This is a genomic window from Isoptericola luteus (assembly GCF_020297055.1).
In the GTDB taxonomy this organism is placed as follows: Bacteria; Actinomycetota; Actinomycetes; order Actinomycetales; family Cellulomonadaceae; genus Isoptericola; species Isoptericola luteus.
In genome coordinates this window covers 53,567-68,183 of the sequence record NZ_JAIXCQ010000001.1, presented here as the reverse complement: position 1 = coordinate 68,183, position 14,617 = coordinate 53,567, and the positions used below count along the sequence as shown (strand labels likewise).

The following is a 14,617-nucleotide window of genomic DNA, read 5'->3' as shown; positions in this document are numbered from 1 at the left end:
GGGCAACCGGGCCTCTCGTCGTCTCAGAGCCTCAGCGGCTCGTCGAGCCCTCGATCTGGCGCTCGTACGTGTACGTGTTGTCCTCGCCGTACTTGTAGATGCCGATGAACGCCGACGACGGGTCGTTCTGGTCGTTCAGCGGCCCCGTGCCGGACGGACCGACGTAGTGGATCTCGTCGCCCGCCTCGAGCGCCTTGACGCCGTCCTCGAACGTCATGACCTCGGTGCCACCCTCGGCACCGGAGACCGCCGCGATGTTCTCGGCGATGGTGGGGCCGTCGGTGTCGCCGCCACGCACGGCCGCCAGCGCGGCCAGCATCGTCGCGTCGTACGACTCGGCGGAGTACGAGAAGTCCTCGAGCTCGCCACCCTCGTTCTCCGAGTACCAGGTCGACAGGCGCTCCTTGAAGCTGTCGTCGGCCTGGGCCCCCGGCAGCGTGCCCTGGACGCCCTGGAGCGTGCCCGGGTCGAACTGGTCACCGTAGTTCGACAGGTTGCCGTCGCAGAAGAACGTGGTGCCGTCGAAGTCCCAGCCCTGCGAGACGAGCTCGCTGACGATGGTGACGGTCTCCTCGAACGAGATGATCACGATGGCGTCAGGCTTCTGCGCGAGCAGGTCGGTCACCTGCGCACCGAAGTTGGTCTCGCCGGGGGCGAACTCGTGGCCTGCGCCGTTGCCGCCGTAGACGACCTCCCCGCCGCCGGCCTCGATGGCCTCCTGCGTGTAGTCGCGCAGACCGTTGCCGTAGGCCTCGTTCTGGACGAGGAAGCCCACCTTCTGGGCGCCGGAGTCGAGGATGAGGGACCCGAGGGCCGCACCCTGGACGGTGTCCGGCGGGGCGGTCCGCGCGAAGTAGTCGCCGTAGCCGGACAGGTCGGCCGCCGTGTTCGCGGGCGAGATCTGCATGACCTGCGCCTCTTCGAACACGTCGACGACGGCGAGCGAGACGCCGGACGACGCCGCGCCGATCACGGCCGAGACGTCCTTGCCGATGAGGTCGGTGGCCGTCGAGCTCGCGACCGAGTAGTCGGTGGTGTCGCCGGAGTCGCCCCACTCGATCGAGACGTCGTTGCCGAGCACGCCGCCGGCCTTGTTGATGTCCTCGACCGCGAGGCCCACGCCGGCGATCTCGGGCGGGCCGAGGAACGCGAGGGTTCCCGTCACCGGGAGGATCGTCCCGATCTTCAAGGGCTCGGCGCTCGCGTTCTCGCCGTCACCGCCGCCGCTGCCCTCCTCGCTGCCACCCCCGGACGAGGCGCAAGCCGTCAGTCCCATGGACAGGACCGCGGCGAGGGCGAGGCCTCGGGCGGTCGTATTACGTCGGATCATGCTGTCCCCTTCGATCTGGGCATCCACTGCTCAACACCGTGTGTAGTGGCGCTGAACGTAGTGGGAATGTATGTCCGCGAGGTGTCGCGTGGGTCACACCTGACAGATCGTGACGAACCTGTTATCTGCATCACAGTTGATGCCCGAGATGTCAGGGCCCGGGCGCGTCAGTGGCGGAACTGCGTGAAGGACGCCGTGGCCGGGTCGGCGCCCGTGCGCCCTTCCACCCCGGACTCGAGGGCGTTGAGCTGCGCCGTCTGCGCCGGGCTGAGCTCGAACGAGAACACGTCGATGTTGGTGGCCTGGCGCTCGACCGACATCGACTTGGGGATCACGACCCGGCCCTGCTGGACCGCCCAGCGCAGCACGACCTGGGCCGGCGTCACGCCGAGCTCCGTGGCGGCGGCCACGACGGCGGCGGCGCCCAGGTCGGCGCCACGGCCGAGCGGCGAGTACGCCTCCACGGTCACCCCGAGCGCACGGCACCGCGCCTGCACCTCCGCCTGCTGGAACGTGGGGTGCACCTCGACCTGGTTCACCGCCGGGACCACGTCCGTCTCGGCGACCAGCCGCTCCAGGTGGTCGGGCAGGAAGTTCGAGACGCCGATCGCGCGCACGGCGCCCTCGGCCAGCAGCTTCTCGAAGGCACGCCACGTCTCCACGTAGAGGTCGCGGCTCGGGACGGGCCAGTGGATGAGGTACAGGTCGACCTGGTCGACGCCGAGCGCGCGGCGCGAGTCCTCGAACGCGCGCAGCGCCTGCTCGTACCCCTGGTCCCCGTTGCGGAGCTTGGTGGTGACGAAGAGCTGCTCGCGCGGCAGACCGGAGGCGCGCAGCGCGGCGCCCACGCCCTCCTCGTTGTCGTACCCCGCGGCGGTGTCGACGTGGCGGTAGCCGACCTCCAGCGCCTGCTCGACGTTGGCCTGGGTGCCGTCGTCGGGCACCTGGAAGACGCCGAGGCCGACCTGCGGGATCTCGACGCCGTTGTTGAGGGTCACGGTGGGGACAGAGGTCTGCGTCATGGCCTCTGTCTAGTCCACGCCGCCCACAGGGCGCCTGCGCAGCAGAACACTGGTGCCGGGTCGCGCGCTCGCGTACCGTTGTCCTCGTTGCAGTGCCTCGCTCGTACCGGGACGGTTCGCCCGTCCTGCGCTACGGTGACCGTGTCGTCAGGATTGACATGGTGCCGTGCGGACCTTGGTTTCAAGAGTTGGCGACGATTCACCGTGATGCGCGATCTCGATGGTCGAGGTCGTCGACACCTCTTGAAGGAGTAAGCATGGCCACCGGAACCGTGAAGTGGTTCAACAGCGAGAAGGGCTACGGCTTCATCGCCCCCGAGGACGGCTCGGCCGACGTGTTCGTCCACTTCTCCGCGATCCAGTCCCAGGGCTACCGCTCGCTGGACGAGGAGCAGCGCGTCGAGTTCGACGTGACGCAGGGCCCCAAGGGCCCGCAGGCGGAGAACGTCCGCCCGCTCTGATCCACCGCAGGGCCCAGCCTGCTCGGCCCACCGCGTGAACGAACGGCCCGCATCCCGCTCCGGCGGGGTGCGGGCCGTTCGTCGTTCTCGCGCCGGCCGGGAACGGCTTCCCGGCCCCGGACGTTGATCCCCTATGGGATTCCTCGATCGGTTGCTCGGCAGAACCCCCGATGAGCGCTCGTACCACGGCGTTCCCGGCCGGCCCGGCGAGCCGCCGCCGCATGCGGGTCAGGCGCCCGACAAGCACGGCTATGCGCCCGAGCCCGACCAGCACCCCGGCGGGCGGGTCGGCGCCCCGGGCTACGGCGCCCCGAGCGGTGCCGGTCGTCGCGACCCGGACGACGTCGCGATCGAGCGCTATCGCTACCTCCTGCGCACGGCGCCGCCGGACGCCGTCGAGCAGGCGCACGCCGAGGCGTTCGACCGGCTGAGCCCGGCGCAGCGGCGACAGGTGCTCGACGAGCTCTCCGCGGCCGTCCCGCCGGCGGAGCGTGCGCCGTCCGACGAGCCGCACGACCTCGCCCGCATGGCGACCCGCGCCGAGATGCGCAGGCCCGGCCTCCTGGAGCAGACGTTCCGAGGCCGTCAGGCCGCCGGTGCCTCGGCCCCCGTGCCCAGCGCCGGGTCGGTGGTCGGGGCGAGCCTGCTGGCCACCGTCGCGAGCGTGGTGATCGGCTCGGCCGTCGCGACGACGATCTTCGGTGCGGCGTTCGGCGACCCCTCGCAGGAGGTCGCGGACTCCCCGGGCCCCGAGGCCGGCGCCGGCGAGGTGAGCGCAGCCGATCCCGGCCCGGGCACGGACGCGGGCGGCGGGTTCGGCGACGCCTCGGGCGGCGGGTTCGGCGGTGATACCGGGTTCGGGGGCGGGTTCGGCGGAGACGTCGGCGGCTTCTGAGCCCACGCGCGCATCCTTGCGAAGATGTCCGTGTGACCCACAGGAGCGATCGGCGCCGACCGGACGTCACCACCGTCGAGCTCGTCGGAGGCGTCGAGGCGCTGCACCTCGAGCTGCACGACCCCGACGGCCGGTGGGCCGATGTCTACCTGGAGCACCGGGCCAGGATCCGGGCCGCACTCGCGGCGGTGGACGCCGGGGTCGAGCACATCGGTTCCACGTCCGTTCCCGGCCTGGCGGCGAAGCCCATCGTCGACATCGTGGTCACGGTGGACGACATCACCGCCGAGGAGGACTACCTCGATGCGCTCCTGGCCGCGGGGTACGAGCTGCGGGTCCGTGAGCCGGGGCATCGCCTCGTGCGCACGCCGGCACGGGACGTCCACGTGCACCTGTACGAGCGGGACGACCCGGCGGTGGGCGAGTACCTCCTGCTCCGTGACCACCTCCGCGCGGACGCCGACGACCGCGCCCTCTACGAGAGCACCAAGAGGTCCCTGCTCAGCCGGCGGTGGGACGACATGAACGCCTACGCCGACGCCAAGACCGACGTCATCCTCGCGATCAAGGCACGTGCGAGGGAGGCCCGCGGACGGTGAACCCGGGGCGCTCCCCGTGCCCGCGGCGGCTCGCCGGGCGGGACCGCGGGCCGGCCGCCCCGGGGGGTCAGGCCCGGGCAGCCGGGCCGTCTCCCGAGGAGCTGCCGAGGCGCAGGAACGCGCCCAGCTGCTCGACGCCCCGCACGCCGTGCGGCAGGAAGTCGGTCAGGCCCGGCGAGCGCACCACCCGTGCGCACCACTGTCCACGCGACACCGCGACGTTGATGCGGTGGCGGTCGAGCAGGAACCCCGCGCCGCGCGGGACGTGCTCGGCCGACGACGCGGCCAGGGTGAGGATCACGACGACCGCCTCCTGGCCCTGGAACAGGTCGACGGTGCCGACCCGCACGGCGTCCAGCCCCGCACCGTCGAGCGCGCGGCGCACGGTCGCGACCTGCGCGTTGTAGGCGGCGACCACGAGCACGTCGGCAGGCTCGAGCGGACGGGACTCCCCCGCCCGGGGCGTCCACCGCCGCCCGACGACGGCCTGGACCTGCGCCACGACCTCGGCGGCCTCCTCGGGCGAGGCGACCTCGTTGCCGGCGTGCTCCACCAGCACGTGCTCGACCCCGGGCTCCACGCCCTCCAGGTGACGTGCCGCGGCGCGCGGGTGCGCGTGCAGCCGGCCCTCGTAGGCGAGCTGCGAGACCTCCCGGCACAGCGCCGGGTGCATGCGGTACGACACCGGCAGGAAGTACCCGAACCGGTCCGGCAGCACGTCGCGGCCGCCCGCGAGCCAGCCCAGCGCCGACCCGGCGACGGCCGGCTCGGGGTGGCGCCCGCGGCTCACCTGCCCGAGCTGCTGCGGGTCGCCGAGCAGCAGCAGCCGCCGTGCGGACCGCGCGACCGCGACGGTGTTCGCGAGGGAGAACTGGCCCGCCTCGTCGACCACGAGCAGGTCGAGCCCGTCGACCGGCCACCGCCCGTGGGCGAAGTCCCACGCCGTCCCGCCCACGAGGCAGCCGGCGCCCGACCCCGCGGCTTCGGCGGCGAACGACGCAAGCCCCGCGGCGTCGACCTCGGCCCAGGACCGACCGCCCACCGCGGCTCGTTCACGCCGCTTCTTGGCCACCCGGTCCGGAGGCACCCCGGCACCGAGCGCGGCGTCGAGCAGGTTCTCCACCACGGAGTGCGACTGCGCCACGACGCCGACCCGCCAGCCCGAGGCCACGAGGGCGGCGACCACACCCGCCGCGAGGCGCGTCTTGCCCGTCCCCGGCGGGCCCTGAACGGCGAGGAACGACCGGTCGAGGCGCCGGACGGCCTGCTCCACGGCCGCGAGGAGGTCCGGGACGCCGTCCGGCCCGGGTACCGCACGCGGGAGCGGGCCGCCGGACAGCCGCGGAGCGGCACGCAGCAGCAGGTCGACGGCGGGCCCGGCGACCAGGCGCCCGTCGGCGCGCCACTGCGCGAGCGCCGTCGCAGCGGCATCCTCGACGGCCTGCTCCTGCGGCTCCGTGGGCACGTGCCCGTTGACGGCCACGCCCATGGGCAGCGCCTCGTGCTCCGGGTCGGTGCGACGCAGGTCCTCACGCACCACGACCTCCCACTGGTCGCCGCGCGGCGCCCGGCCGTTGCCGGCGGCCCCAGGCGTGGCGGACGCCGGGGCCGCGACCCGGGCCGCGGACACGATGCGCGCGCGCCGGTGCGCCCCCCGCACCGCCCCAGGGCCCGGCGGCCCGACCGCCGGCGGTGTCGGCTCGTCGTAGAGCAGCCAGACCGGCACGTCCGCGACCAGCTCCGTGCCCTCGACCGGCCGGCCCCGCAGCGCGACCAGTCGCGAGGCGACCGTCCGGCCGGGCTCGACCTGCCAGCCGCGCCGCAGCTCCACCTGGTCGGCCGCCATCGCGGAGCGGCGGCCGGGCCACTCGTCCGGCGGGGACTCCAGCCGGGCGAAGTGCTCGTGCCAGGCAGGCTTGGCCTCGCGCCCGTAGTAGCCCACCGCAGCGCCGAGGAGCGACAGCGCCTGGAGCGTCGCGCCGGCGTGGCCGCCGGTCCCGACGGGCTCCGGTGCCCCGACGGGCGGCTCCGGTAGCTCGACGGTCTCGACGGACGTGACGGACTCGGCGGGCCCGATCGACGACGCACTCTCCACCTCCGCCCGGATCTCGGTCTCCAGCGCGAGGCGGCGTCGGACGTCGAGCTGACGCGCGGTCGGCTCTACGGCGCCCGGTGCCTCGGCCTGGACCTCGGGCGTCGTCGTCACCTCGGCCGGCACCGTCACCTCGGGCGGCACCGTCACCTCGGCCGCCCCCGCGCCAGGCGCCGCCGCACGCCCGGGGTCGAGCCCGGCGCGGGCGTCGCGCAGCCACTCCAGCAACCGCAGGGTGGAGACGCAGTCGTACCGGTTGTAGTCGAGGATCTGCGCCTTGCGCTCCGCGGCGTCCACGTCCTTGCCCGCCGCACGCAGCCCCGCGTACTCGGCGTACTCCACGATCGAGGCCGCGGCGTCGGTGACGCCCTCCCGCCCTGGTTCGGCGGACATGTACAGCGGCTCGAGCTTCTTGATGGACCGCGACCGGTGCGAGATCCGCAGCGCGGGGCGCACCACCTTCCACAGGTCCACGAGCACGCCGTCGCGCAGGAGGTCGTCGACCTCGTCCTCGTAGGTGCCGTGCCGGGCCGCGATGGACAGCAGGTGCGACCGTTCGTAGTCGGCGTAGTGGTAGACGTGCAGGTCGGGCCACCGCCGGCGTCGCTCGGTCAGCCAGTCGACGAACGTCACGAGGGCCTCGCGCTCCTGGGCGAGGGTGTCGGCCCACAGCCCGTGGAACGGCGGCGGCCCCGTGGGGTCCGACCCGTCGTCGACGCCCGGACGCGTCACCCAGCCGAAGAGGTAGTCGAGCCCGAACCCCGCGGCCGGGCCGCGCCCGTCCGGGTCCGTCCACATCGGGTCACCCTCGAAGTCGAAGAACACGTCGCCCGGGCTGGGCGCCGGGAGGTGGTCCACGGGCGACGGGTCCGGCATCGACCAGCGCAGCTCGGCCGTCCCCGCCTGGCCGTCCGCGCCCGCCACGTCGTACCGCACACGACCGTCCCCCGGCTCGCTGCCGAGCTGGAGGCCGGCCTGGAAGCGCAGCTTTTCGAACGTCCCCGCGGCCATCCCCGCCACCGGCGCGGTGGCCGCCGCCAGGGCGTCGATGGTGGTGATCCCGCCGGCGGCGAGCACGGACCGCTGACGGTCGTAGACGCCGCCCACCAGAAGCACGTCCCGGTGCTCGGCCGCCGCGGCCGCGCAGTCGGGGCACACCCCGAGACGCCCGCAGGCGACGTACCGCGGGTCTCCCCACGCCACGGGGCCGTCGTCGGCGACGTGCTCCCCCACGATCTCGAGCAGGCGGTCACGGCGGGCACGGAAGACGGGGAGCAGCTCGGCGACCCGGTGGTGCGACTCGACGCCCGACCCGAGCAGCAGGTGTCCGTGCTCGGTCGGGTCCACCCCCGCCGCGACGAGCTGCTCCGCGTAGGCCGCGACCTGGAGCAGCGCGGGCACCTTGGCCCGGCGCGCGAGCTTGGCCTCCCACACCGCGTAGCGCGGCCTCGCCCCGTCCGCACCTGGTGCGCCCGCCACCGCGCCCGGCCGGGCATCGTCCCGCAGCAGGAAGTCCGCGCGACCGTGGAAGTCCCCGTCGAAGAACGACGCCTGGGCCACGACGTCGGCACCGCCCTCGAGGGCGGCGAGCGTGGTGGCGTGCGCGCCCACGAGCTCGTCCCAGGCCGTGGTACCCGGCGGTGCGATCTCCACGACGCCGCCGCCGTCCGCCGCCGCGCCGAACCGCTCGACGTAGCCCTCGAGGGCGCGCCGCTCGTGCGCCGCCCCGAGCGCGATCGTCCGCTCGCGCGTCGCGTCGGCGACCCGCTCCCGGCGAGGTGCACGGCCGAGCACCTCGTCGAGGCGCCGCAGCAGCGCGTGCTCGCACTCCGCGGCGAGCACGACGTCGCTCGCGGAGTGGACGACCGACGACGCGGCGGGCGCCGACGCCGACACCGAGGGACCGCCCGCGGGCCTGCCTGTGACGAGGAACATGACTCCGGTCTACCAGCGGCCCCCGACAGCGCCCCCGACCGCCCCGTCGCAGGTCCCCGGGCCGCCCGCGGGCGCCGGCTCCGGGCCCGGCGGGCCGGGGCGCGACGTGGCGCCGGGTGGTGCGACGTGGCGCGACGTGGACCTGGGGCGCCCGTTTCCGCCATAGTAGGGCCCGCTCGACGACGGAGGAGTGGTCATGGCAGTGCGATTCAATCCGCCCCCGGGTTGGCAGGTACCCCCGGGCTTCCGGCCCGACGCCGGGTGGGCCCCCGACCCCGCCTGGCCGCCGGCTCCCCCCGGGTGGGACTACTGGGTCGACGACGCGGCCACGGCTCGCCCGGTCGCGGCCGCACCCTCGCGTGCACAGCGGCAGGAGGCACCCGCCGAGGCGACGAGCATCATCGCCCCCGTGCGGACCGCCGCGCCCGCCCCCGCGCGGCAGGCCCCGCCGGCGCCGATGGACCCCACCGCGACGACCGTCGTCGGCGCGCCGGTGCAGACCCTCTCGACGCCCGCCGGGGCCACGCGCGCCTCGCGGCGGACCAACGCGTCGGTGATCCCGCTCGGCGGCGCCGACGACCCGGCACCCGCCGCGGCCGCGCCCACGGGCGGTGGGAGCGGCGGCGGGCACGGCGCAGGGAGCAGGTCCGCCACCGCCCGGCCCGCACGACCGAGCAACATGGTCATCGGCGGGGTGGCGGCAGCGTGCCTCGCGCTCGGGTGCATCCTCGGCGTCACCGTGTCGATGATGCGCAGCTCCGACGCCGCCCAGGCGCGGGTCGACGCGCGCACGGAGCTCCAGGAGGCCGAGAACCTGCGCGCGGAGGCGGCGCAGGAGCGCCAGGACCTCGAGAACCTGCGTGCGGACGTCACGAAGCGCGAGGAGGCCGTCAAGCAGCGCGAGGAGGATGCCTCCGCGAAGGAGGCCGACCTGACCAGCCGGCAGAAGGAGCTCGACGAGCAGAAGACCCAGCAGGAGCAGCAGCCCCAGCAGCCGGAGACGAAGCCCGGCGGCGGGGCCCTGTTCTACTGGGACTGCAACGCGGCCCGGCAGGACGGCGCGGCGCCGATCCCGCAGGGTCAGGCCGCCTATCGCCGGGCGCTCGACCCGAACGGCAACGGCATCGCCTGCGAGGACGGCGAGTAGCGAGGAGACGTCAGCGCCCTGGGGCCACCCTCACCGCCGACGTCGTGCCGTCGGCGAACGTCACCGTGGCGTCGGTCTCGATCGACGAGGGTCCGGGTGCCCAGACGGCCCACCAGCCGTCCTGCACGGTGGCCTCGACGGTGTCGCCGGTCGCCAGGGTCAGCTCGACGGCGCTGACGTCGGTGCCCGCCCGCCCGAAGGCCGAGGTCACCGCGCCGTCGCCGGTGCTGCCCTCCGACCAGGACGTCGTACCCGCCTGGAGGACGGTCACCTCGCGCGCGCCCGGCTCCGTGATCGGCGTACCGGGCTGCGTGGAGCTGCCCACCGCGTCCTGGCCCTGGGCCGCCGTCGTCACGAAGCAGTCGCCGAAGACGCCGTCCCCGGCGAGCACGACGTACGTGTACGCACCGCGCGCCTCGGTGAGCACCGGCGTCATCGCCACGTCCACCACCCGCGGCTCGGCCGCCGCGTCGTCGACGACGTGGGCCTCCGTGTCACAGCTCGCGACGCGGTCGGTGACGGCGTCGGCGGGGACCACCGCGGGCACGGGCGTCCACGACGCGTACGCGGCCGGCGCCTCCGGGCTGGTGACCACGGCCACCGCGACCGCCACCGCGGCGACGGCCGCCGCCCCCGTGAGCACCGCCGTGCGGGCCGGGCGACGCACCGGAGCACCGCCGGTCCGCGGCGCGTCCAGGATCTGCTGCAGGACGTCGTCGTCCGCAGCGCCCGGGGCGCGCAGCTCGCGCGCCGGGTCCAGCGCCTCGAGCTCGATCATCATGGGGGACTTCATCTCGCCTCCTGGAGCTTGTGCAGGACCTCGGCCGTCTCGCTCGGCACCTCGGAGAAGGCGAGGAGACGCTTGCGGGCTCGCGTGAGCCGGACGGAGAAGGTCGAGGGACGGCACCCCAGCACGTGTGCCGCCTCGACCGCCGTGAGCCCGTCCCACGCGACGAGGGCGATGACCTCCCGGTCGGCGTCGGAGAGGAGCTCCCACGCCCGCCGGAGGTCGGCCCGGTCGGCGGCGACGTCGTCCGCTCCCTCGCGGCCCGGCTCGGGCTCGCGCTCGAGCCGGACGCTGAGCGCCCGCCACCGGCCGTGGGTGCGAAGGTGCGTGGCCAGCACGTTCCTGGCCACGCCGAAGAGCCACGGACGCGCGCTGTCCGGGACGTCGTCCAGACGACGCCACGCCACGAGGAACGTCTCCGAGACGATGTCGTCCACGAGACCGGCTCCGACCCGGCGCGCGACGAACCGGGAGACCGGCTCGTGGTGCTCCACCCAGAGCCCGGTCAGACGCTCTCTCGCCTGGACGTCGTCCACGCTTCGTAACCTTCCACCCATCACCCTGTCATTGCCGGCAGGGTCCTGACTGCTACACCGTAGTTGACACGGGCTTGCGTGGACCGTCTCGCTGAGTACGCTCGCCCACGACTCGTGCACGCGAACGAACGCTCGACAACGGAATCGACATCGAGGCGAGGAACGACATGAGGCGATCCCAGTCCACCCGTCGGAGCGCGGCCATCGGGCTCGCTGCAGGCGTCCTCACCCTGGGTCTGGCCCTGGTGCCCGGCACGGGGACGCCCGCCGCCGTGGCGGAGCAGGCGAACCTCCCCGGGGTCCCCGAGCCGGGCAGCCCCGCGGCGGAGTGGGAGGCGTGGGCCGCCGAGGAGCGTGCCGCCGCGAAGGCCACCGACTGGGCCGCGGACTCCGAGGCGCGCGGGTGCGTGCTCGAGGACGTGACGGTCACCGACGAGGTCGATCGCGACTACAACGTGGCGATGGGTGCTCCCGCCGACCTCGTGACACACCGGGTCGACCTCGCGGAGAGCTGCTCCGACGCCGCCCTCGAGTCCGTGGGCGACGGCGCATCGCGCTCCGCGGGGGCGACCGGGTTCGCCGCCACCGACCTGCCGTCCGGGAACCGGTGCGCCAGCACCTCGGGCCCCGGGACGGCATGCCTGTCCAAGGGCAGCGGCCGCGTCTACGCGTCCTGGAAGTACCGTGGCTCCGGCACCGTGACAGGCTTCCTTCGCATCTACCGGGTCTCGGCGTCGGCGGACGGCTGCCCCACGGGCAGCACCTGGCTCACCGGTTCCTCGGCGTCGTGGCGCAACGGCACCACCCGGACGATCTCCAAGACGCAGACGCAGAACGGCGGCTACTCCGCCCACTTCTGGAGGAAGGTCTCCATCGGCCACCGCGACTGGGGCGGGGTCTGCTCGGTCCTGTGACGCGGTGGCCTACCGTGCGCGTCGGCCGCCGCGGCGTGCACGGACGCTCACAGCACGTGGGCGAGGAACTCCTGCAGCCGCGGCTCGGCCGGGTGGTCGAGCACGTCCGCGGGCGCGCCCTCCTCGACGATCACGCCGTCGTCCATGAACACGACGTGGTCCGCGACCTCGCGGGCGAACCCGATCTCGTGCGTCACGACGATCATCGTCATCCCTGAGGCGGCCAGGTCCTGCATCACGGCCAGGACCTCACCGACCAGCTCCGGGTCGAGGGCCGACGTCGGCTCGTCGAACAGCATGAGCTCGGGGTCCATCGCCAGCGCGCGGGCGATGGCGACGCGCTGCTGCTGCCCGCCCGAGAGCTGGGCCGGATAGTGGTCGACACGGTCGGCGAGGCCCACGCGGTCGAGCAGCTCGACCGCGCGGGTGCGCGCGGCACGCTTCGACAGCCCGCGCACCTGCACCGGTGCCTCCATGACGTTCTGCAGCGCCGTCATGTGGCCGAACAGGTGGAAGCGCTGGAACACCATGCCGATCCGGGACCGCTGCCGGGCGACCACCCTGGGGTGCAGCCGGTGCACGACGCCCTTGGCGTCCGTCCGGTAGCCCATGCGCTCTCCGCCGACGCGGATGTCGCCCGCGGTGATCTCCTCCAGCTCGTTGACGCAGCGCAGCAGCGTCGACTTGCCGGACCCGGACGGTCCGAGCACGACCGTCACCGAACCGCGCGCGACGTCGAGATCGACGCCCTTGAGCACGTGCACCGCGTCGTGCCCGCGTCCGAAGACCTTGTGCAGGTCGCGGACCCGCACCATGGTCCCGTCCGGCCCGACGTGCTCCTCCCGTGCGACCGACGCGGTCATGGGGTCACCTCCAGGAAGGGGTCGTCCTTGGTGGTGCCGGCCGCGCCGATCGCCTGCTGCCTGCTGAGCCGCCCGCGACCGCCCGGGCCGGCGCCGGGTGCCCTGCCCGCTCGCCGCCCCGTGCGCCCGCCGTCGAACCCGCGGCCGTAGTGCCGCTCCAGGAAGTGCTGGCCGACCATGAGCAGAGACGTGATGAGCAGGTACCACAGCGCCGCGACGACCAGCAGCGGGATCGGCTGGTAGGTGCGGCTGCCGATGGCGCTCGTCGCGTACGTGAGCTCGAGCGTGAACGGCACGGCGATGACGAGCGACGTCGTCTTGAGCATGGAGATGGTCTCGTTACCGGTGGGCGGCACGATCACGCGCATCGCCTGGGGCAGCACCACCCGGCGCAGGATCTTGCCGTCCTTCATGCCGAGCGCACGCGCAGCCTCGGCCTGGCCCGGGTCCACGGACGACAGCCCCGCGCGCACGATCTCCGCGAGGTACGCGGCCTCGTTGAGCGCGAGCCCCAGCAGGGCGGCCCAGAACGCGGTGATGACGTCGCGGGTCGTGAAGACGAAGAACTCCGGCCCGAACGGGACGCCGAGGCTCAGGCGCGGGTACAGCACCGAGATCAGTCCCCAGAACACGAGCTGGGTGTAGATCGGGGTCCCGCGGAAGAACCAGATGTAGAACCAGGCGACGGACTTCATCACCGGGTTGTCGCCGCGCCGCATGACGGCGAGCAGGATCGCCAGCACGACGGCGATCGCCATCGAGCCGAACGTGAGCACCAGCGTCCACATGACGCCGCGCACCACGATGACGTCACGCAGGTACAGCCACACCGTGTCCCAGCGGAACGCGGGGTTGGTGACCAGCGCGTTGACAGCCATCGCGGCGAGCACCAGCACGACGGCGGCGGACACCCAGCGGCCGGGGCGCGGCACCGGGCGCGCGCGCAGCAGCTCGGGCAGGGACTCCATGATTCCTCCTGGTGCTCGGCAGCCGGCGCACGCGCTGGTCGAGGTGGCCGACGACGGTGGCCGACGACGGCGGTCAGCGGCCGCCGTCACCGGCCACGGTCATCCGGTCAGCAATCAGCGCGCGGCCGGGTTGACCTCTGCCGTCGTCAGGACGCTGCCCTCGCTGCCCCACGTCTCGGCGATCCGGTCCAGGGTGCCGTCGTCGATGAGGCGCTGGAGCGCGCTGCGGATGACGGCGGCGAACTCGGCGTCCTCCTTGGCGACGACGACGCCGTACGGCGCCGCGTCCGTCACGTCACCGATCGGCTCGATCGCGCCTCCGGACTGCTGGACGGCGTAGGAGGTGACGGGCGAGTCCGCGTACATCGCCTGCACCTTGCCCCCCACGAGGTTGGTCGCGACGTCCGCCTGCGAGTCGTACGGGAGCACCTCGACGGCGTCCTGGCCCTCGTCCTCGCAGGTGGCGGAGGCGGCCTCGACCTCGTCGTGCTGCACCGTGCCGGTCTGGACACCCACCGTCAGCCCGCACAGGTTGCTCGGGTCGACGTCGTTCGGGTTGCCCGCCGCGACGGCGAACTGCGAGCCGGCGCTGAAGTAGCTGACCATGTTCACGGTGTCGAGCCGCTCGGGCGTGACCGTGAAGGCGGAGAAGCCGACCTCGTAGCGGGTGCCGACGGCCGGGATGATCGCGTCGAACGTGGACGACTGCACGTCCGGGGCCAGGCCGAGCTTGGCGGCCACCGCGCCGGCGATGTCGATGTCGATGCCGACCGGGGTCTTGCCGTCGACGGCGACGAACTCGACGGGCGCGTACGTGAGCTCGGAGCCGATGGTGAGCATCCCGTCCTCGGAGACCTCCGCGGGGACCGCGGCGGCGAGCTTGTCGTCGACCTGGACGGTGGACATGTCGAAGCCCGAGGCCGTCGGCGAAGGGCTGGCGGCAGCCGCGTCCGGGGTGGTTCCGCCGTCCTGGGAGGCCGTGGTGCAGCCTGCGAGCAGGACGAGCGCGGCAGCAGAGGCTGCGACGGAGAGAAGGGTGCGCATGGTGGTGCTCCGGATCTTCGTGCG

Annotated in this window: 13 protein-coding genes; 5 read left to right on the top strand and 8 right to left on the bottom strand. The window is 73.8% G+C overall.

Going from position 1 to position 14,617, the window contains the following annotated elements; genetic code table 11:
• Positions 1 to 31: 31 nt before the first annotated feature.
• Together LEP48_RS00310 and LEP48_RS00305 are read right to left on the bottom strand one after the other, a co-directional pair.
• A complete protein-coding gene (locus tag LEP48_RS00310; RefSeq protein ID WP_225563520.1) occupies positions 32 to 1,330 on the bottom strand; it encodes an ABC transporter substrate-binding protein in 1,299 nt (432 codons plus the stop codon).
• Positions 1,331 to 1,497: 167 nt separating this feature from the next.
• Positions 1,498 to 2,352, bottom strand: a complete 855-nt coding sequence (locus tag LEP48_RS00305; RefSeq protein WP_225563519.1) for an aldo/keto reductase — start codon at positions 2,350 to 2,352, stop codon at positions 1,498 to 1,500.
• 257 nt (positions 2,353 to 2,609) lie between these two features.
• Here LEP48_RS00305 and cspE point away from each other — a divergent pair, with 257 nt between their 5' ends.
• From cspE to LEP48_RS00290, 3 genes are all read left to right on the top strand, one after another.
• Positions 2,610 to 2,813 carry a transcription antiterminator/RNA stability regulator CspE gene (cspE, locus tag LEP48_RS00300; protein ID WP_079576569.1) on the top strand — a complete coding sequence of 68 codons (204 nt, stop codon included), beginning with the start codon at positions 2,610 to 2,612 and terminating at the stop codon, positions 2,811 to 2,813.
• 133 nt (positions 2,814 to 2,946) lie between these two features.
• Positions 2,947 to 3,708, top strand: coding sequence for a hypothetical protein (locus tag LEP48_RS00295; protein WP_225563518.1), 762 nt, complete (start codon positions 2,947 to 2,949; stop codon positions 3,706 to 3,708).
• Positions 3,709 to 3,740: 32 nt separating this feature from the next.
• Positions 3,741 to 4,307, top strand: coding sequence for a GrpB family protein (locus LEP48_RS00290; RefSeq protein WP_225563517.1), 567 nt, complete (start codon positions 3,741 to 3,743; stop codon positions 4,305 to 4,307).
• 67 nt (positions 4,308 to 4,374) lie between these two features.
• On the opposite strand, the gene LEP48_RS00285 is transcribed toward LEP48_RS00290, so the two are convergent.
• Positions 4,375 to 8,334: a TM0106 family RecB-like putative nuclease gene (locus LEP48_RS00285; protein ID WP_225563516.1), complete on the bottom strand. Its 3,960-nt coding sequence runs from the start codon at positions 8,332 to 8,334 to the stop codon at positions 4,375 to 4,377.
• Between the two features lie 196 nt (positions 8,335 to 8,530).
• Between LEP48_RS00285 and LEP48_RS00280 the strand changes: the two genes are divergently transcribed.
• Positions 8,531 to 9,481: an excalibur calcium-binding domain-containing protein gene (locus LEP48_RS00280; protein ID WP_225563515.1), complete on the top strand. Its 951-nt coding sequence runs from the start codon at positions 8,531 to 8,533 to the stop codon at positions 9,479 to 9,481.
• 10 nt (positions 9,482 to 9,491) lie between these two features.
• Here LEP48_RS00280 and LEP48_RS00275 read toward each other — a convergent pair whose 3' ends face one another.
• Together LEP48_RS00275 and LEP48_RS00270 are read right to left on the bottom strand one after the other, a co-directional pair.
• Positions 9,492 to 10,274 carry a hypothetical protein gene (locus tag LEP48_RS00275; RefSeq protein WP_225563514.1) on the bottom strand — a complete coding sequence of 261 codons (783 nt, stop codon included), beginning with the start codon at positions 10,272 to 10,274 and terminating at the stop codon, positions 9,492 to 9,494.
• Positions 10,271 to 10,804 (bottom strand): RNA polymerase sigma factor, encoded by a 534-nt coding sequence (locus tag LEP48_RS00270; protein ID WP_225563513.1) that lies wholly within the window; start codon positions 10,802 to 10,804, stop codon positions 10,271 to 10,273. Before LEP48_RS00270 ends, LEP48_RS00275 begins: the two co-directional genes overlap by 4 nt.
• A 167-nt stretch (positions 10,805 to 10,971) precedes the next feature.
• Here LEP48_RS00270 and LEP48_RS00265 point away from each other — a divergent pair, with 167 nt between their 5' ends.
• Entirely contained in the window at positions 10,972 to 11,718 is a 747-nt protein-coding gene (locus LEP48_RS00265; RefSeq protein ID WP_225563512.1) for a hypothetical protein, read from the top strand.
• A gap of 47 nt (positions 11,719 to 11,765) precedes the next feature.
• Here LEP48_RS00265 and LEP48_RS00260 read toward each other — a convergent pair whose 3' ends face one another.
• The 3 genes from LEP48_RS00260 to LEP48_RS00250 all read right to left on the bottom strand — a co-directional run bounded on the left by LEP48_RS00260 (position 11,766) and on the right by LEP48_RS00250 (position 14,593).
• Positions 11,766 to 12,581 carry an amino acid ABC transporter ATP-binding protein gene (locus LEP48_RS00260; RefSeq protein WP_304608319.1) on the bottom strand — a complete coding sequence of 272 codons (816 nt, stop codon included), beginning with the start codon at positions 12,579 to 12,581 and terminating at the stop codon, positions 11,766 to 11,768.
• Complete coding sequence (locus LEP48_RS00255; protein ID WP_225563511.1) at positions 12,578 to 13,549, bottom strand: amino acid ABC transporter permease; 972 nt, start codon at positions 13,547 to 13,549, stop codon at positions 12,578 to 12,580. The genes LEP48_RS00260 and LEP48_RS00255 overlap by 4 nt, the downstream gene beginning before the upstream one ends.
• Before the next feature lie 114 nt (positions 13,550 to 13,663).
• Entirely contained in the window at positions 13,664 to 14,593 is a 930-nt protein-coding gene (locus tag LEP48_RS00250) for an ABC transporter substrate-binding protein (RefSeq protein WP_225563510.1), read from the bottom strand.
• Positions 14,594 to 14,617 lie beyond the last annotated feature (24 nt).